17 protein-coding genes are annotated in these 18665 nt (G+C 70.0%); 13 read left to right on the forward strand and 4 right to left on the reverse strand.

Annotated elements, in window-relative coordinates:
• Window positions 1-211 precede the first annotated feature (211 nt).
• The 3 genes from OP79_RS09535 to OP79_RS09545 all read right to left on the reverse strand — a co-directional run bounded on the left by OP79_RS09535 (window position 212) and on the right by OP79_RS09545 (window position 3778).
• Window positions 212-871, reverse strand: coding sequence for a response regulator transcription factor (locus OP79_RS09535; RefSeq protein WP_033319588.1), 660 nt, complete (start codon window positions 869-871; stop codon window positions 212-214).
• Window positions 823-2283, reverse strand: coding sequence for a sensor histidine kinase (locus OP79_RS09540; RefSeq protein ID WP_245685260.1), 1461 nt, complete (start codon window positions 2281-2283; stop codon window positions 823-825). Before OP79_RS09540 ends, OP79_RS09535 begins: the two co-directional genes overlap by 49 nt.
• A 298-nt stretch (window positions 2284-2581) precedes the next feature.
• Window positions 2582-3778: a sensor histidine kinase gene (locus OP79_RS09545; RefSeq protein ID WP_033319589.1), complete on the reverse strand. Its 1197-nt coding sequence runs from the start codon at window positions 3776-3778 to the stop codon at window positions 2582-2584.
• 357 nt (window positions 3779-4135) lie between these two features.
• Here OP79_RS09545 and OP79_RS09550 point away from each other — a divergent pair, with 357 nt between their 5' ends.
• The 13 genes from OP79_RS09550 to OP79_RS09610 all read left to right on the forward strand — a co-directional run bounded on the left by OP79_RS09550 (window position 4136) and on the right by OP79_RS09610 (window position 16860).
• Complete coding sequence (locus OP79_RS09550) at window positions 4136-4558, forward strand: NADH-quinone oxidoreductase subunit A (protein WP_033319590.1); 423 nt, start codon at window positions 4136-4138, stop codon at window positions 4556-4558.
• On the forward strand, window positions 4549-5202 hold the full coding sequence (locus tag OP79_RS09555; RefSeq protein ID WP_033319591.1) for an NADH-quinone oxidoreductase subunit B: 654 nt from the start codon (window positions 4549-4551) through the stop codon (window positions 5200-5202). Before OP79_RS09550 ends, OP79_RS09555 begins: the two co-directional genes overlap by 10 nt.
• The gene (locus tag OP79_RS09560; protein WP_033319592.1) at window positions 5199-6437 is read left to right on the forward strand and encodes an NADH-quinone oxidoreductase subunit C; all 1239 of its coding nucleotides are present in this window, start codon (window positions 5199-5201) and stop codon (window positions 6435-6437) included. Before OP79_RS09555 ends, OP79_RS09560 begins: the two co-directional genes overlap by 4 nt.
• Window positions 6434-7402: a complex I subunit 1/NuoH family protein gene (locus tag OP79_RS09565; RefSeq protein WP_033319593.1), complete on the forward strand. Its 969-nt coding sequence runs from the start codon at window positions 6434-6436 to the stop codon at window positions 7400-7402. The genes OP79_RS09560 and OP79_RS09565 overlap by 4 nt, the downstream gene beginning before the upstream one ends.
• A 2-nt stretch (window positions 7403-7404) precedes the next feature.
• The gene (locus OP79_RS09570) at window positions 7405-8043 is read left to right on the forward strand and encodes a NuoI/complex I 23 kDa subunit family protein (protein ID WP_051744539.1); all 639 of its coding nucleotides are present in this window, start codon (window positions 7405-7407) and stop codon (window positions 8041-8043) included.
• Window positions 8040-8714 (forward strand): NADH-quinone oxidoreductase subunit J family protein, encoded by a 675-nt coding sequence (locus OP79_RS09575; RefSeq protein ID WP_051744540.1) that lies wholly within the window; start codon window positions 8040-8042, stop codon window positions 8712-8714. The genes OP79_RS09570 and OP79_RS09575 overlap by 4 nt, the downstream gene beginning before the upstream one ends.
• Entirely contained in the window at window positions 8714-9109 is a 396-nt protein-coding gene (gene nuoK, locus OP79_RS09580; RefSeq protein ID WP_033319594.1) for an NADH-quinone oxidoreductase subunit NuoK, read from the forward strand. The genes OP79_RS09575 and nuoK overlap by 1 nt, the downstream gene beginning before the upstream one ends.
• On the forward strand, window positions 9106-11097 hold the full coding sequence (locus OP79_RS09585; RefSeq protein WP_033319595.1) for an NADH-quinone oxidoreductase subunit 5 family protein: 1992 nt from the start codon (window positions 9106-9108) through the stop codon (window positions 11095-11097). The genes nuoK and OP79_RS09585 overlap by 4 nt, the downstream gene beginning before the upstream one ends.
• 6 nt (window positions 11098-11103) lie before the next feature.
• Complete coding sequence (locus OP79_RS09590) at window positions 11104-12678, forward strand: NADH-quinone oxidoreductase subunit M (RefSeq protein WP_033319596.1); 1575 nt, start codon at window positions 11104-11106, stop codon at window positions 12676-12678.
• On the forward strand, window positions 12675-14198 hold the full coding sequence (locus OP79_RS09595; protein WP_033319597.1) for an NADH-quinone oxidoreductase subunit N: 1524 nt from the start codon (window positions 12675-12677) through the stop codon (window positions 14196-14198). Before OP79_RS09590 ends, OP79_RS09595 begins: the two co-directional genes overlap by 4 nt.
• Window positions 14199-14455: 257 nt before the next feature.
• On the forward strand, window positions 14456-15319 hold the full coding sequence (gene htpX, locus OP79_RS09600; protein WP_033319598.1) for a zinc metalloprotease HtpX: 864 nt from the start codon (window positions 14456-14458) through the stop codon (window positions 15317-15319).
• On the forward strand, window positions 15316-15714 hold the full coding sequence (locus OP79_RS09605) for a YccF domain-containing protein (protein ID WP_033319599.1): 399 nt from the start codon (window positions 15316-15318) through the stop codon (window positions 15712-15714). The genes htpX and OP79_RS09605 overlap by 4 nt, the downstream gene beginning before the upstream one ends.
• Window positions 15715-15726: 12 nt before the next feature.
• Entirely contained in the window at window positions 15727-16860 is a 1134-nt protein-coding gene (locus OP79_RS09610) for a barstar family protein (protein ID WP_033319600.1), read from the forward strand.
• A gap of 336 nt (window positions 16861-17196) precedes the next feature.
• Here the strand turns inward: OP79_RS09610 and OP79_RS09615 are convergent, their stop codons facing one another.
• Entirely contained in the window at window positions 17197-18537 is a 1341-nt protein-coding gene (locus OP79_RS09615; RefSeq protein ID WP_078491696.1) for an APC family permease, read from the reverse strand.
• Window positions 18538-18665: the final 128 nt, after the last annotated feature.

Consider the following 18665-nt stretch of genomic DNA (forward strand, 5'->3'; position numbering starts at 1 on the left):
CCGCAAGCCTTCCCATCTTCAACCCTACGTCTGTAAGGGTCGCCTTCCCTCGGCCATTCGCATGATGGACACCACCTTGAGACGGTGTGATGCTCCGAATTGCCACGACTTTTCCACCCTCTGGCCCCTTTCTCTGAGGACGCTCCCGGCTGGTCCTTTGGTTCTTCATGAGTTCGGGTAGGGCCGGATCACGAGCTCGGGTGGGACCTGATCACGAGTTCAGGTAGGTCAGGACCGCCAGTACGCGTCGGTGGTCGCCGTCGCTCTGGGACAGGCCGAGCTTCAGGAAGATGTTGCTGACGTGCTTCTCCACAGCGCCGTCGCTGACGACCAGCTGCCGGGCGATCGCGGAGTTCGTCCGCCCCTCGGCCATAAGTCCCAGGACCTCTCTCTCGCGGGGGGTGAGTCCCGCGAGTACGTCCTGCTTACGGCTGCGGCCGAGCAGCTGGGCCACCACCTCCGGGTCGAGCGCCGTGCCGCCCCGGGCCACTCGTACCACCGCGTCCACGAACTCACGTACTTCGGCTACCCGGTCCTTGAGCAGGTAGCCGACGCCGTGGCTGGAACCGGCGAGGAGTTCTGTGGCGTACTGCTCCTCCACATACTGCGACAACACGAGTACGCCGAGTCCCGGGTGGTGTTTGCGCAGCTGCACCGCGGCCTTGACGCCCTCGTCGGTGTGGGTGGGCGGCATGCGTACGTCCGCGACGACGACATCCGGCAGTGTGCCCTGGGCTGCCAGTTCGGTGATGGTCTTGATCAGCGCCTCGCCGTCGCCCACCCCGGCGACCACGTCGTGCCCGCGGTCGGTCAGCAGCCGGGTCAGTCCCTCCCTGAGCAGCACTGAATCCTCGGCGATGACCACTTGCACCCTGTCCTCCACGATCTCTGGCCCCCCAGCCTGGCGCAGGCTTGCGCGTAAGGGGTCCAGCATTTCACCTCCGGCGGTTGGGCGGGTGCGGGTTGAGTGTGGCTGGTCGCGCCGTTCCCCGCGCCCCTGGGGTGGGTGGTGGGTGCGGGGTCGTGGGCCGGTGCGTCAGCCCGTCGCAGGGCGGGCGTACGCCCCTGGGCTGGTACAGGGTGCGGGTTCTCCGAGACCGGAGCTAAGCGCCAGACGTCGACGTAGGCCCGGGTCGCCCGGGAGTGCTTGCTGACGTTCTGGAGGAGCTCGGAGACGGTGAAGTACGCGATGCCCTCGATGGCGGGCGCCGGCCGGGACGGCAGATCCACCTCGACCTGAACCGGCACCGTGCAGCGGGAGGCCACCGCGGACAGGGCGGCGTCGAGTCCGCGGTCGGTGAGGACGGCGGGATGGATCCCCCGGGCCAGGTCCCGCAGTTCCTGGAGCGCTGTCTTCACCTCACCGTGTGCCTCGCCCACCATCCGCGCCGCCGCCTCCGGATCCTCCGTCAGCTTCTCCTTGGCCAGCCCCAGGTCCATGGCCAGCGCCACCAGCCGCGCCTGCGCCCCGTCGTGCAGATCCCGCTCGATACGCCGCAGGTCGGCGGCGGCCGTGTCGATGACGACACCGCGGTCCGACTCCAGCTCCACGACCCGCGTCGCCAGCCGCGAAGGCCCGAGCAGCCCGTGCACCAGAAGCCGGTCCACCAGCGTCAGCGCCCGCACGATCCACGGCGTGGCCAGCGTGAGCAGCAGCCCCAGCATCGCGGTCACGGTGATCTCGAAGGGGTTGTCCAGGTAGATCCGGTGCGCTTCGTCCCCGTACAGCTGAAGCCCGCCCTGACCGCCGTACACCGGAAAGAGCCAGAACCACAGCGGATACGTCAGCATTGCCCAGCCGTACGCCCAGAAGTTGATCGCCACCGCGAACGCGAACACGGCCCACGGGAAGTGCAGCACCGCGTACAGCAGGTGCCGCCAGGACGCCCCGCTCTTGAGCATCGCGCCCATCCACGCCATCGCGCCCTGTTTCCGGACCCGCAACGGCTCCGGCGCCGCGACCTCCAGACCCAGCAGCCCGCGCGCCCGCGCACGCTCCAGCGCGCCGAACCCGCGGCAGCCCGCGAGCGCCGCTGCGAGCACCGGAATGCCGAGGAACGTGATCAGCAGGCCCGCGCCCAGCGACACCATCGTCACGGCGAAGGTGAACATCAGGATGCCGACCGGCAGGCTCAGCATCAGATAGCCGAACTCTTTCCAGCTACGCGCCTCGATCGGCGCCCGCAGCGCGGCCGGGAGCCGGTTCCGCCGCCCCTCGACGCCCTCCCCGAGGAATCCGGGCCCACCGTCACGCCCGTATCCCTGTCCGTACTCCGTCGCCATGGTCGCCGTCCGTTTCTGCTCGGTTCCAACTCGGCCTGGTTGTCCGCTGTCGTAGTTCCACACTGCTCGGTGCCAGGTCCGCGGACCATGGAGTACGTCGGCGTCTTGAGGCGGGGGTTTTCCCTACCTCTGGGCCGCCTCGGGAGTACGCGGGGTGGTGCAAGTGGTGGGCCGGCGGCTCGGATTGCGGCGGGGTGACATGGGGCGCAGTACGGCCGGGACAAGTAGCCGTACGCCAGGAAGGGCCGTACGGAAGGGGTGCACGAGAGGAAGGGCCGTACGACCCGCAGCCGTACGCCTACCCTCGCGCCGGCTCCTCCGTCCGGTCCCGCCACGGGAGTTCCGCCGTGATCGTCGTCGGGCCGCCTACCGGGGACTCGATGACGAACAGGCCGTCGACCGCGCCGAGCCGGTCCGCGAGGCCCGCCATTCCCGTGCCGCCGTCGAGGGAGGCGCCGCCGCGGCCGTCGTCCCAGACCTGTATGAGCAGGCGGTTGTCCGAGCGCCAGACGTCGACGGAGGCGGACCGCGCCCCGCTGTGCTTGCTGACGTTCTGGAGGAGCTCGGAGACCGTGAAGTACGCGATGCCCTCGATGGCCGCGGCGGGGCGCATAGGCAGGTCGGCCGTCACCTTGACGGGGACCGTGCAGCGGGAGGCCACCGCGGACAGGGCGGCGTCGAGTCCGCGGTCGGTGAGGACGGCGGGATGGATGCCCCGGGCCAGGTCGCGCAGTTCCTGGAGCGCCAGCTTCACCTCGCCGTGCGCCTCTTCGACCATCGATGCCGCGGTGTCGGGGTCCTCCAGGAGCTTCTCCTTGGCCAGACCGAGCCCCATCGCGAGGTTGACGAGGCGCGCCTGCGCCCCGTCGTGCAGATCCCGCTCGATACGCCGCAGGTCGGCCGCGGCCGTGTCGACGACCACCCCCCGGTCCGACTCCAGCTCGGCTACACGCCGCTCCAGTTCGTCGGAGGGCGACAGCAGCCCGCGGACCATAGCCCGGTCCGCGTTGGCGAGCCCGCGCGCGATGAACGGCAGCACCGGCCACAGCACGAACAGCGAGGTCAGCGTGATGGTGAAGGTGAGGATGCCCCAGGGCAACCGCATGAAGTCGTACAGCACCGTCCGCCAGCCGACCGGATCCCTCAGCGCCATCCACAGCCTGGAGAGGAACCCGCTCTGGCCGCGGAACGGAAGCGGACTCGGCTCCTCCACCCGTACCCCGAGCAGAGCCCTGGCCCGGCCCCGCTCAAGTTGGCCCAGCAGACGCGCGCCCATCAGCCCGCCCGCGAGCAGCGGAAGACCGATCACCGTCAGGCTCAGGAAGGCGCCGGTGGACAACACCGTCACCACATACGTGAAACCGATCAGCGACACCGGCAGGTTCGCCAGGAGATGCGCGATCTCTTTCCAGGTGTGCCGGTCGTAGGCGAAGCGCGCGGGCGGCGGTCGGTCGCCGACGTCCCGGGTGTCGGTGGCGATGATGCGTTCGGTCATAACGGCTAGCGTGCCGGGCCGCGCGCTGGAGCGCCATGAGGTGGACCGCCGGTATCCCCTGGGGAAAACCCCACCCTTGGGCCCGCCGTCAGACCCGCGCTCCGGGCGCACATGGAACAGCTGCGGGTGCCTGCCGGGTGCTTGTCGGGATCCTGCCGGGAGTCTGGCGGGATCCTGCCAGGTCCCTGCCCGGCGCCTGTCGGCGACCTCCGCGCATGCCAAGGCGTGACGGGCTGCTTACCGTTTCTTTAGCAGGGCCTAGACTCCGGTGCGTACAGATCGTCGAGCACGGCGCATCGCACGGCGCAGAACAAGGCGCGCACGAGGTCATACGAGGTCAGGGAGCGAGGGGCGGACGTGCCGGAAGCGACCAGGGGCGCGGGGACCGGGACCGCCGGGATCACGGCCGCGGCGGACTACTTCCAGTCCTACTCGGTCGTCGGACTGCTCGCCGTGGTCGGCGTGCTGTTCGTCGCCGTCGCCTTCGGAGCCGGGCGTCTGCTGCGGCCCGTCGTCCCGACACCCGAGAAACTCCTGACGTACGAGTGCGGAGTCGACCCCGTCGGTGAGGGCTGGGCCCACACCCAGGTCCGCTACTACGTCTACGCCTTCCTCTACGTGATCTTCGCCGTCGACTCGATCTTCCTCTTCCCCTGGGCGACGGTCTTCGCCGCGCCGGGCTACGGGGCGACGACGCTCGTGGAGATGTTCATCTTCCTCGGCTTCCTGGCCGTGGGACTGCTGTACGCATACAAGAAGGGCGTCCTCACATGGACGTGACCCAGCCCGAGCCCGTGTCCGAGCCGGGGCCTGTGCTGCTTCCGGAGCCGAAGCGCCTGGGTGCGCTCGCGCGTCTCGCCCCCGAGCCGATGAAGGTGGTCCTGAACTGGGGCCGCCGCTACAGCCTTTGGGTCTTCAACTTCGGCCTCGCCTGCTGCGCCATCGAGTTCATCGCCGCCTCCATGGCCCGGCACGACTTCATCCGCCTGGGGGTGATTCCGTTCGCTCCGGGGCCCCGTCAGGCCGACCTGATGGTGGTCTCGGGGACGGTGACGGACAAGATGGCGCCCGCGGTGAAGCGGCTGTACGAACAGATGCCCGAGCCCAAGTACGTCATCTCCTTCGGCGCCTGCTCCAACTGCGGCGGGCCCTACTGGGACTCGTACTCCGTGACCAAGGGCGTCGACCAGATCATCCCGGTCGATGTGTACGTCCCCGGGTGCCCGCCCCGGCCCGAAGCGCTGCTCCAGGGCATCCTCAAGCTTCAGGAGAAGATCGCCCGGGAGTCGCTGGGGGAGCGGTACGGGTCCGATTACGGGTCTGAGCGGTACGGGCCGTCCGCCGGCGCCCGGCCTTCCACGGGCGCGCTGCAGAGCGGGCTGGTGAAGCCGCCGGTTCCGGCCGGGGAGGAGGGCGAGCGGTGACCGGCTGGCTGCCCGCTTCTGTGGAGGGGCTCTTCGGTACGGAGGCCACGGCCGAGGAGTCGTACGAGCTCCTGACCGTCGACGTGCCGCCCGCCGCCTGGATCTCCGCCCTTGAGACCGCGCGCGGCGAGCTGGGCTGCACGTACTTCGACTGGCTGAGCGCCGTCGACGAACCCGGCACCGGGTTCCGCGTCTCGGCCCACGTGGTCGCACTCGCTCCGGTGCGCCGCCTTCTCGTACGTACGACCGTCCCGCACGACGCCCCCGTACTCCCCTCCGCCGTCGACGTCTACGCGGGCGCCGCCTGGCACGAACGCGAGACCCACGAGATGTTCGGCGTCACCTTCGAAGGCCACCCCGGGCTGGCGCCGCTACTCCTCCCGGAGGGCTTCGAGGGGCACCCGCTGCGCAAGGACTTCGTCCTGGCGGCCCGCGTCGCCAAGGCCTGGCCTGGCGCGAAGGAACCGGGGGAGTCGGAACACGGCGGCCCGAAGCGCCGACAGATGCTGCCACCGGGCGTTCCCGACCCGAACGAGTGGGGTCCTCTGAAGGGTCAGCTCCCGCCTGCTCCGGCCCGCCCGGCCCGCGGTGCGGCCCGGGCGGCGGGCGAACGCCCGGCCCGGCGGACTCGCACAGCAGGGGAGGGCTCGGCGAGCCAGGCCCCGGCCTCTGGTACGCCCGCTGCGGGGCCGGGTACGGGCGCGGCGGCGGAGGGCAGGCCTGCGGGCCGCCGGGCGCGCAGCGTGAGCGAGGGCTCGGCGACACAGCGCACGGAGGGGGCGGAGGCGGGCTCGGCGGGTGCTCCTTCGGCCCCGGCTCCGGGTGCCGAAACGCCGCCCGTGGCGCCGCGTCGCGCCCGCAGTGCCGACGAGGGCTCGGCGTCGCAGCGCGAGGCGTCCGCTGCGGCCCCGGCCGATGAAGCCGGAGGCGAGCAGCAGCCCGGAGGTGAGCAGCCCACCCGCCCGGCGCGCGCCCGCAGTGCGGACGCCCCCTGGCACCACGCGCGCCCCGCCTTCGACGACGCCGATCAGAAGCCGCCCACGGGGAAGTTGCCGGTTGGGGAGTCGCCCACTGAGGAGCCGCCCGCTGAGGAGCGAACCTCGCCCGAGCGGCAACCGGACGACGAATCCAACGCACCCGACGAACCCAAGGCTCCCAAGGAGGCGCAGGCGAAACCCTCCGAGGTCCCCGAAGCCCAAAGCCCCACCGACGACCCCCCAGGAGGCCCGCAGTGAACGACGTGCTCGACGTCGCCCTGCGACTCCTGATCGTCTTCGTCGTGTTCCTCACCTTCCCGCTGATCGTCGGCCAGACGGAGCACAAGGTGATGGCCCATATGCAGGGCCGCCTCGGCCCCATGTACGCGGGCGGCTTCCACGGCTGGGCCCAACTCGTCGCGGACGGTGTGAAGTTCGCCCAGAAGGAAGACGTGGTCCCCGCGGGTGCGGACCGCCGTATTTTCCAGCTGGCCCCCGCCGTCGCCCTCCTCCCGTACCTCCTCGTCCTCCTCGCCATCCCCATCGGTCCTGGCGAAGGAGCCGTCGGCGAGGTCATCGACGCGGGCATCTTCTTCGTCCTCGCCGTGATGGGCGTGGGCGTCCTCGGCTCACTCATGGCGGGCTGGGCCTCGGCCAACAAGTTCTCCCTCCTCGGCGGCCTCCGCACCGCCGCCCAGCTCCTCGCATACGAACTCCCGATGCTCCTCACCGCGGCCTCGGTCGCGATGGCCGCGGGCACGGTCTCACTCCCCGGCATCCTCGACGCCTTCGAGTGGTGGTGGCTGCCCTGGCAAATCGTCGGCGCGCTCGTCTTCTTCGTGGCCGGCCTCGCCGAACTCCAGCGCCCTCCCTTCGACATGCCCGTCGCAGACTCGGAGATCATCTTCGGCGCGTACACCGAGTACACCGGTCTGCGTTTCGCTCTCTTCCTCCTCGCCGAGTACGCCGGAATCATCGTCCTGTGCGGCCTGACCACCGTCCTTTTCCTGGGCGGCTGGCACGGCCCGTGGGGTGCCGACGGCCTCGGCTGGGTCTGGACCCTGCTGAAGACCGCGGTCCTCGCCTTCCTCGTGATCTGGCTCCGCGTCACCTATCCCCGTCTCCGCGAGGACCAGCTCCAGAAACTCTCCTGGACCCTCCTCGTCCCCCTCTCTCTCGCTCAGATCGCCCTCACCGGCATCGTCAAGGTGGTGATCCAGTAGCCATGGCTGAGCCCTTCCCGCCCACTCGGCGCAGCTCTCTCCCGCCCGCCCGACCCGGCATTCCCGGCAGCGGCCTCGCCAAGGGCCTGGCTGTCACCCTGCGCGCGATGACGAAGCGCGCGCACACCGCGCAGTACCCGGACGCCCAGCCCGAACTCCCGCCCCGCAGCCGCGGCGTCATCGGCCTCTTCGAGGAGAACTGCACGGTCTGCATGCTGTGCGCCCGCGAGTGCCCGGACTGGTGCATCTACATCGACTCCCACAAGGAGACGGTCCCGCCCGCCGCCCCCGGAGGCCGCGAGCGCAGCCGTAACGTCCTCGACCGCTTCGCCATCGACTTCGCCCTGTGCATGTACTGCGGTATCTGCATCGAAGTGTGTCCTTTCGACGCGCTGTTCTGGTCCCCGGAGTTCGAGTACGCGGAGACCGACATCCACGAACTCACCCACGAACGCGACAAGCTCCGCGAGTGGATGTGGACCGTCCCGGCCCCACCCGCCCTCGACGCCTCCGCCGAGGAACCCAAGGAGCTCACCGCCGCCCGCAAAACCGCCGACAAGCTCGCCGCCGAGCAGGCAGCTCAAGCGGACGAACAGGCAGCCCAGGCGGAGCCGACCGCGCCGCAGGAGGGAGAAGCGTGAGCCTCGCCGCCGTCGCCGCATCACCGGCGACGACCACCGCTGCCGAAACCAACGGCTTCCTCTCCCCGACCGGCGTCGAGATCGCCTTCCTCCTCGTCGGCCTCGTCACCCTCGGCGCGGCCGTCGTGACCGTAACCACCAAGCAACTCGTCCACGCCGCCCTGTGGCTGGTCGTGACGCTCGGCGGCCTCGCCGTCGAATACCTTCTGCTCACCGCCGAGTTCATCGCCTGGGTGCAGGTCCTCATCTACGTCGGTTCCGTCGTCGTACTCCTCCTCTTCGGTCTGATGCTCACCAAGGCCCCCATCGGCCGGTCCCCGGACGCCGACTCCGGCAACCGCTGGGCCGCCCTGACCGTCGCGATCGCCGCGGCCACCGCCCTCGTCTGGGTCGTCGTCGACGCCTTTCGGACGACCTGGATCGATCTGGACGGCGCTGCCGCCGGCTCCACGGCTGTCACCGGCGCGAGCCTCTTCCAGAACTGGGTGCTCCCCTTCGAAGCCCTCTCGGTCCTGCTGCTCGCCGCCCTGGTCGGCGCGATCGTTCTCTCCCGCAAGGCCGCCGCCAACCGGCCCACGGGCAATACGGCCCTGGGCAAGCAGCCCGCGGGTACGGACCCGGCCACCTCCGACGAGCAGCCCTCGCGCCAGGGCAAGGAAGGCGCCCGCTGATGCATCTCGCCTATCCCGCCGTGCTCTCCGCCCTCCTCTTCTGCACGGGCCTGTACGGAGTCCTCGCGCGCCGCAACGCGATCCTGGTCCTGATGTCTGTCGAGCTGATGCTCAACGCCGTCAACCTCAACCTGGTCGCCTTCGACGTCTGGCTCAGCAAGACCGCCCAGGACACCCTGCACTCCGGCCAGGCCCTGACCCTGTTCACCATCGCCATCGCGGCCGCCGAGATCGGCATCGGCCTGGCGATCGTCCTCGCCGTCTACCGCAACCGCGGCACCTCGGACATCGACAAGCTCCGCGACACCGCCGAGACCGACGACGGCGACGACAGCGACGACGCCCCCGGATCCGCCGCGCACGCGTCGGCCGAGAAGGCTGAGGCCACCGCGTGACCACGACCACCCTCGCCGTCCTCGTCCCCCTCCTTCCGTTCCTGGGCGCCGCGGCCGGCCTGCTTCTGGGCCGCACCGCCCCCGGTTTCGTACGGCCCCTCGCCGTCCTGCCCTCGGTGCTCTCCCTGGCGCTCGCCGTCCTCGTCGCCGTACGCCAGGGCGGCGACCAGGCCGTCGACGCCGCCACCGAGCTCACCCCGACCGGCTCGGTTCCCATCGAACTCGCCCTGCACATCGACGGCTTCGCCGCCCTCGTCGCCGTCCTGGTCGGCGTCGTCGCCTCCTGCGTGCAGATCTATTCGACGGGCTATCTGCGCGACGACCCGCGCTACCCCTCGTACGCCGCTCTCGTCTCCCTCTTCACCTCCGCGATGCTGCTCGTCGTCTACTCCGGCGACCTGATGGTGCTCCTGGTCGGCTGGGAGATCATGGGCATCTGCTCGTACTTCCTCGTCGGCCACTACTGGGAGACCCCGGAAGCACGCGCCGCCTCCCTGAAGGCCTTCCTGGTCACCAAGCTCGGCGATGTCCCCTTTCTGATCGGTCTGTTCGCGCTCGCCGCCGACGCCGGTTCCTTCCGCATCAGGACCGTCCTCGGCACGGTCGCGAGCGGCGGACTCGACCATCCGACGCTGATCGCCCTGCTGCTCCTCGCCGGTGTGGCGGGCAAGTCGGCGCAGTTCCCGCTGCACACCTGGCTGCCCGACGCGATGGCGGGCCCCACACCCGTCTCCGCGCTGATCCACGCCGCGACGATGGTCGCCGCCGGTGTCTATTTCATCGCCCGGCTCCTTCCGGTCTTCGCCGCCTCCTCGGCCGCGCTGCTCGTCCTCGCCGTCATGGCGGCCGTCACGATGGCCGGTTCGGCGCTCGCCGCGCTCGCCCAGGACGACATCAAGCGTGTCCTCGCGTACTCGACGATCGGCCAGCTCGGCTACATGACCGGCGCCCTTGCTGTCGGTGACCGCGGTGCCGCCGTCTTCCACCTCCTCTCCCACGGCGCCTTCAAGGCGCTGCTGTTCCTCGCCGCGGGCGTGATCATCCACGCCGCCGGCACCAACTCGCTGGCCGCCATGTCCCGCATGAAGGACCTGCGCGCCCGGGTCCCCGACGCCTACTGGACGATGACCGTGGCGCTCCTCGCCCTCGCCGCGATCCCTCCCTTCAGCGGCTTCTTCTCCAAGGAAGCCGTCCTGGGCGCCGCCGAGCACGCCGCCACCGGTCACGCCGAGGACATCCCCGGCGCCGCTGGCTGGATCGTCCTCGTCGCCGGCCTGGTCACGGCCCTGCTCACTGCCGCGTACGCGATGCGCCTGTGGCTGCTCGCCTTCCGCGGCCATGGCGCCGAGGCCCCCGACCACGGCAGGCAGCCCCTCGCCATGAACGCCGTGCTGTGGATCCTCGCCGTCCCGTCGCTCGCCTTCGGGCTCACCACTGGCCTGCTGCCCGACTGGTTCGACGGGCACGACCTGACCCCGACCCTCGCCACCTCCGTACTCGGTACGGGAGTCGCCCTCGTCGGCGGCATCGTCACGTACGGCGCCTGGCGGCACACCACCGCGCTCGCGGCCCGCGTACCGATAGGTGCAGTCGCAGCCCACCCCGAGGGCGACGCCGGACTCGTCGAGGCCGAAGCCATCGCGACACACACCCCCGCCTACGGTGACGTGGCTTCCGCGCCCGACCCGGCGGACCCCGGACGCCTGCTCCTGGGGCCGCTGCACCGGCACGCTGCCGTCGGCTTCCACCTCGACGCCGTCTACACGGCTCTCTTCGTCCGTCCGGTCCAGGCCGGAGCGACACTCGTCCGGTTCCTCGACCGTGAGGTCGTCGATGCCTACGTACGCGGCGCGGGCGCCCTGCCCCGCCTGCTCGGCGAGGCTGTCCGGCGCGCTCAGACCGGCAATGTGCAGACCTATGTGAGCGCGCTGCTCGCCGGCACCGTCGTCTTGGCGGTCGCCGCCCTCCTAGTCGCCACGGGAGCGTGAGCAGGCGTGGTCGATATCAACGAGTCCGTGATGCAGTTCCTTCTGGCGTTCATCGTCGTCGCCCCGCTCCTCGGCGCCGCCGCCGCTCTCCTGCCCGCCCCGCCGGGACTGAAGGGGAAGTCCCCCGAGCATGCCGTGTTGCGCCACGGTGTCACCGTCACCGGCGCCGTGCTCATCGCCGCGATCGTCCTCGCGCTCGGCTTCGACCATGACCAGCCGTCGAAGATGCAGGCCACGACGGACATCAGCTGGATCCCCGCACTCGACGTGCGGATCCACCTCGGCACCGACGGCATTTCCCTCCCCCTTCTGGTCCTGACCGCGCTGCTGACCTTCCTGTGCGCGCTGTACTCCTACTTCAAGATGCCTTCGGGCCCGACCCCGAAGGCTTTCGTCGCACTGCTGCTCGTCCTCGAGTCCGGCACCCTCGCGACCTTCGCCGTCCTCGACCTTCTGCTCTTCTTCCTCGCGTTCGAGATGGTGCTCATCCCGATGTACTTCCTCATCGCCCGCTGGGGCGGTGAAGAACGGCAGGCCGCCGCCTGGAAGTTCATCCTCTACACACTGCTCGGTTCCGTCGTCATGCTGCTGGGCCTGCTCCTCGTCGGGCTCAAGTCCGGCACATTCGACATGATGGCACTCGCCACTGACAACGGCCGGTCGCTGACCACATCCGTGCAGGTCATCGCCGTTTTGGCGATCGGAATCGGGCTCGCGGTCAAGACGCCGATGTGGCCGCTGCACAGCTGGCTGCCGGACGCCCACACCGCCGCGCCGACCGTCGGCTCCGTCCTGCTGGCCGGTGTCCTGTTGAAGATGGGTACGTACGGGTTCGTACGAATTCTGCTGCCGATCACACCCGACGGCTTCCGCACCTTCGCGCCCTACCTCGCCGCCTTCGCCGTCGTCGGGATCATCTACGGATCCCTCGCCTGCCTCGCCCTCGCCAAGCAGGGCGCGAAGGGCGACCTCAAGCGCCTCATCGCGTACTCCTCCGTCGGCCACATGGGCTTCGTGCTCCTCGGCATCGCGACGATGACCCCGACCGGCGTGAACGGCGCGCTGTTCGCCAACATCGCCCACGGCCTCATCACCGGCCTGCTGTTCTTCCTGGTCGGCGCGCTCAAGGACCGTACGGGCACGACCGACCTCGACACACTCGCGGAGAAGACCGGCGCCGCCCTCTACGGCAAGGCCCCGCGCCTGGGCGGCCTGCTCGCCTTCGCTGCCGTCGCCTCGCTCGGGCTGCCGGGCCTCGCCGGGTTCTGGGGCGAAATGCTGGCGCTGTTCGGCGCGTTCGATCCCGCCGACGACCTCAGCCGGCCCGCGTTCCTGACCTTCATGGCGATCGCCGCGTTCGGCACCCTGCTCACCGCCGCGTACATGCTCATCGTGGTACGCCGCGTCTGCATGGGCGTCGCTCCGCAGGAAAGCCCCGGGCTCGCCGACGTCCAGACGTACGAGTTCGCCGCCTGGACCCCGCTCGTCGCCCTCACCGTCCTTGCCGGACTCTGGCCCAAGGCTCTCCTCGGTCTGACCGACCCGGCCGTGCAGCAGCTCCTCGCAGGAGGCACCCGATGAGCTCCCTGGCCCAACCTCTGGCCGAGTCCGTGGTCCAGTCCGTCGACTGGCTCGCGATCGCGCCGCCCACCATCGCGGCGGTCGTCGGCCTCGTGGTGCTCGTCGTCGACCTCTTCGTGGGCGACGCCAAGAAGGCGCTGCTCGGCTGGCTCTCAGTCGCCGGACTCGCCGCGTCCACGCTGATGCTGCTGCCCCTCCTGGACGGCGACCGCTCCACCTTCTGCCTGACCGGTGACGCGAACGTCTGCAGCTACACGGCGGACCGGTTCACGCTCGTCATCCAGTTCCTCGTCCTCGGCGGAGCCCTCCTGGCAGCCCTTCTCTCCGTCACCGCCCTGAAGGACGCCAACAGGGAACTCCCCGAAGGGGAGTTCTGGTTCCTGTTGCTCTCCTCGGCCGCCGGCGCCGCCCTGCTGCCCGCCTCCCGCGACATGGCGACCCTGATCGTCGCCCTGGAAGTCGCCTCACTGCCCGCCTTCGCCCTCGTCGGTATCAAACGCGGCGACAGAAAGTCCTCCGAAGCGGCCCTGAAGTTCTTCCTGTCCTCGGTCACCGCGACCGCCGTGAGCCTCATGGGCGTCAGCTTCGTCTACGCCTCCACCGGCACCCTGTACCTCACCGAGATCGCCAACGAGATCCAGAACGTCGACGGACAACTCCACACGCTCGCCCAGGCGGGCGTCGTCCTCACCCTCGTCGGCTTCGCTTTCAAGACGGCCGCCGTGCCCTTCCACTTCTGGGTGCCCGACACCTACGTAGGGGCACCTTTGCCGGTAGCCGCCTACTTGTCGGTCGTCGGCAAGGCGGTCGGCTTCTCCGGGCTGATCCTCGTCACAGTGATCGCTCTCCCGTCGTACGCCGACGTCTGGGGACCGGCACTCGCCGCCCTGGCCGCTCTCACCATGACGATCGGCAACGTCGGCGCCCTGCGGCAGCAGTCCACGCGCGCGTACAGCGCGGTACGGCTGCTCGCCTGGTCCTCGGTCGGCCAGGCCGGCTACCTCCTCGTGCCGATCGCCGCCGCCGCGTACTCCCAGGACGCCGAGAAGGCCATCGGCTCCACCGTCGCGTACGCCCTGATGTACGCCGCCGTGAACCTCGGCGCCTTCGCCGTGGCCGCCCTCGTGGCCCGCACGAAGCCGCTCAACCGCATCAGCGACTACCGCGGTCTGTACGCCTCGCGCCCTCTCTCCGCGCTCGTACTGGGCTTCTTCCTGCTCTGCCTCGCGGGCCTGCCGCCGGGCATCATCGGCCTCTTCGCCAAGGTCACCGTCTTCTCGGCGGCCGTGGACGCGGGCCTCGGCTGGCTCGCCGTGGTCATGGCCGTCAACGTCGTGATCGCGCTCTTCTACTACCTCCAGTGGACGACGCTCCTGTTCCGCGCCCCCGAAGGGGAGCCCGAAAGGCACCGCGTCCCGGCCCCGCTCACCGCCGCGATCGCACTGACCGCGGTCCTGGGAGTCGCCCTCTCCGGAGCACCCCAGCTGGTCCTGCGCTTCTCGGACACCGGCCTGTTCTGAGCCGCGGCACCAGCCCCTTCTGAGCCGCTGACGGCATCCGGCACGCGCGTAGGGCATCCGAACCGCACGCGCGCGTGCCAGGCATTGCCGCACTCACCCGGACGGCCCACCCGCGCAGCCGCGCGCACAAGGGAACTAGGGCTTCCCGCCTGGCGTTGACCAGTAAGGGAGGGTCCACTGGACCGTGGAAGCACGGAATCAGTGACAGAGATCAGCAAGCAAAGGGTTCCCCTGCGGCACAACTTGGAGGGCGTACCGTGCACCGCCGGCACAACGGGCTCAGGACCGCCGTACTCCTCGGGGGACTGTCCGCACTCATCATCGTCATCGGCAGCTTCTTCGGGCGTATGGGCCTCGTCGTCGCGCTGCTCATCGCGATCGGCACGAACGCGTACGCGTACTGGAACAGCGACAAGTTGGCGCTACGCGCGATGCGCGCGCGCCCGGTGAGCGAGTTCGAGGCCCCGGCCCTCTACAGGATGGTGCGCGAACTCTCCACACAGGCCCGCCAGCCCATGCCCCGCCTGTACATCTCACCGACCGAGGCGCCCAACGCTTTCGCGACGGGCCGCAACCCGCGCAACGCGGCCGTGTGCTGCACCGACGGCATCCTGCGGATCCTGAACGAGCGTGAGTTGCGCGGCGTCATCAGCCACGAGTTGAGCCACGTCTACAACCGCGACATCCTGATCTCGTCGGTCGCCGGCGCCCTCGCCTCCGTGATCATGTTCCTGGTCAACTTCGCCTGGCTGATCCCGATCGGCCGCTCCGACGACGACGAGGGCCCCGGACTTCTAGGGATGCTGATGATCATCATCCTGGGCCCGCTCGCCGCGTCCCTGATCCAGCTCGCCATCAGCCGCTCCCGGGAGTACGAGGCCGACGCGTCCGGCGCCCAGCTCACCGGTGACCCGCTGGCCCTCGCGAGCGCCCTGCGCAAGCTCGAAGCGGGTACGAAGCAGCTTCCGCTGCCCCCCGAGCCGCGCATCGAGACCGCAAGCCACATGATGATCGCGAATCCCTTCCGTCCGGGCCAGGGGATGTCCAGGATGTTCTCCACGCATCCGCCGATGGCGGAGCGCATTGCCCGGCTCGAGCAGATGGCAGGTCACCACCAGTGAAGACAATCCTGAACGTCATATGGCTCGTACTGAGCGGCTTCTGGCTGTTCCTCGGCTACTTGTTCGCGGGCGTGCTGCTGTGCATCACGATTATCGGCATCCCGTTCGGCATCGCGGCCTTCCGTATTGGCGTCTACGCCCTGTGGCCGTTCGGGCATACCACGGTCGAGCGTTCTGGTGCGGGCGCGGCCTCTTTCATCGGCAACATCCTGTGGCTGATCCTCGCGGGCTGGTGGCTCGCCCTCACTCACATCGTCACCGGTGTCCTCCAGTGCGTCACGATCATCGGCATCCCCCTGGGGATCGCCAACTTCAAGCTGATCCCGGTTTCGCTGGTCCCCTTGGGGCGCGAAATCGTGCGTACGGACCAGCCGTTCGCGACGTCGCGCTGGTAGAGCGGCGCGGGGGTGCGGCAGCCGAAGTACGCCTTGGCGGCCTACGACGTCGAGGCCGAGGACGACGAGATCTGGGCCCTGTGTGCGGACGCCGAGAACCTCTTCGGTGATCCGCGTCCTCCCGCGCGCGGGACGTACGAATTGCTGGGCTGCGCGCCCGAAGGGGCGTTGAGTACCGCCCTGGCATGTGCGCGTGCCGATGGCTCGGCACCGCTCGGCTTCCTCGCTCTGCAGATCCTCGACAAGAAGGGCGAGCGGGTCGACGAGTGGTGTCTGGAGGACGTACGTGTTCTCAGTGACCGTCCGTGCGCGCGTGACATGTCACTGCTCGACATCACGATCGAGGCGCGCCAGTCCCCGCACAACTCGTTCGACTATCCGCAGTGCCCGCCGCTCTCCCCGGGCTACCGGCTGCTCGGTGCGGAGGACGAGGCACGGGGCAGCTGCCGGGACCTGGCGTACGTCGAGAACAGTCGGCCGGACCTGGTCGAACCGTCCGTGCGGCTGCTCGGCTGTTCCCCGCAAGGAGCCCTGCGTACGGCGCTCGACGCGGGCGAAGAGGACCTGGGACACGCCAAGCTGATCCGCCTCGACGCATCCGGCCGCACCGTTCAGACCGCCGTGGAGGGCGAGCTCATCGCCTGGATCCCATCCGGCCGCGGCCTGGTGGACCTCACGCTGGAACCCTGGTCCGAGCGACCGCCGACCGCGGCCCAGGAGGTCTGGGAGCTGTGGGACGACGGACGCCCGGCCCTGCCCAACTCCTGGGCGCGGTGCGGTACGGAGGGACGCCGCTACTGGCTCGACACGGTGCGGGACAATCACATCGCGCACAAACCCGACGCTGCGCCCGGCGGCACGTACCACCTCGACGGCCGTCACATCACCGACGAGCCCGGCTTCTTCTGCGCGCTCGGCGAGGCGGTGAACGGACCCGGGGGCTACTTCGGCTGGAGTCTCGACGCACTGGCCGACTGCCTCTGCGGCGGCTGGGGAGCCGTGTGGCCCTTCAAGCTGGTCTGGCACGACGCGGAGGTCGCCCGCATCTGCCTCGGCCTCACGCCGCGTATCGACAACCGGCCTTGGACCTTCGAGGAACTCCTCGAATTCCTTGCGGCCAAAGGCATCGACGTCCGCCTCGCCTAGGCCGTCCCGCTCGTCCACAGCCCGGTTATCCACAGCCCGCCCGATTGTCAGTGGCGCCCTGCATCATGAACCCATGACCGAGATCGAGCAATTGATGACGAGTGTCGCCGCTGAGGCCCGCAACTCAAGGCCCTGGCGACGACCTTCACTCCCCGAGCCCGCGAACGCACCTCCGTAGTGTGCGCTGCAAGGCATCTACTCCGGGTGTCGTTCGTCCTGTCAGGGTCAGGACAAGCCTGCGCTCGGCCGACGGCAAGTGCTGCCCTGCCGCCCGCCGCCTGTTCGGTCGTACGACGAGCGCCACGCGCCGCCCTTCGTACGCTCAGCCGACCCGCGCTAGCCAGAGTCCCGCCCGCGCCGGCGCGAGGCCAGCCACTTCCGCCCTCCATACGCAGCTGTCCCCACACCCAGCACACCTACGCCCACAACCACCGACACCCCCGGCAAGGCGAACGCCAGCGTGACGCACCCGACTGCCCCCACCGCTGGCCCGACGCGCGCCACGAAGTCCGAACGGAGCGTCCAAGCCGAGGCGTTGGCGATCGCGTAGTACACGAGCACGCCGAAGGAGGAGAAGCCGATAGCCCCTCGCACATCCACCGTCGCGGCCAGCGTGGCGACCACCGCGCCGACGGCCAGCTCCGCCCGATGAGGCACCTGGAAGCGCGGATGCACGGCGGCAAGCGTGCCCGGGAGATGCCGGTCGCGGGCCATGGCCAGCGTCGTCCGCGACACCCCCAGGATCAGCGCGAGGAGTGAGCCGAGCGCCGCCACGGCGGCACCGACGCGTACGACCGGGACGAGCTCGGGCACACCGGCCGCCCGTACCGCGTCCGCCAGCGGCGCCGTCGCCTGCCCGAGCCCGCCGTCGCCCAGCACGGAAAGGACAGCCACCGCCACAGCCACGTACACCAGCAGCGCGATGCCCAGCGCCAGAGGGATCGCGCGCGGAATGGTGCGCGCCGGATCCTGTACCTCCTCGCCGAGCGTCGCGATCCGCGCGTAGCCGGCGAAGGCGAAGAACAGCAGGCCGGCCGCCTGAAGCACACCACCCGCGCCCCCGGAGACCCCCACGTCGAGTCGCCCGGCGTCGGCGTCCCCGGAGGAGAGACACACGACCACCACGGAAGCGAGTACCGCGAGAACCACCGCCACGATCGCCCGCGTCAGCCAAGCGGACTTCTGCACACCGCCGTAGTTCACGGCGGTCAGCGCCACCACGGCCCCGACCGCCACCGCGTGCGCCTGCCCTGGCCACACGTACGCGCCCACGGTGAGCGCCATCGCCGCACACGAGGAGGTCTTGCCGACGACGAACGACCAGCCCGCCAGATAGCCCCAGAACTCCCCGAGCCGCTCCCGCCCGTACACATACGTCCCGCCCGAGGCGGGGTACAGGGCGGCGAGGCGCGCCGACGACATCGCGTTGCAGTACGCGACGACGGCGGCAATGCTCAGGCCGAGGAGCAGCCCGGACCCGGCCGCATGTGCCGCGGGCCCGAGGGCGGCGAAGATCCCGGCGCCGACCATCGACCCGAGGCCGATGACCACGGCGTCGCCGACGCCGAGCGTCCTCCGTAGCCCCGCCTCGGGCTGCGGCGAACCGGGCTGCCCCGCACGGGAGGCACCCGGACCGGACGGCGACGAGCCGGGGCGGCCAGAACCGGACTGTGTCATGAGCCGCACCCTACTGATCAGTGCAACCGGCCGACGCCGCACGGGCGTCCTCCCCAGCAACAACACACGAACAACGGCAAGAACCGCAGCACAGGCGAAGCCGCGAACAGCAGCACATGAGCGGCATG

The sequence above is a fragment of the Streptomyces yerevanensis genome (assembly GCF_000716805.1).
Lineage (GTDB): Bacteria > Actinomycetota > Actinomycetes > Streptomycetales > Streptomycetaceae > Streptomyces > Streptomyces flaveus.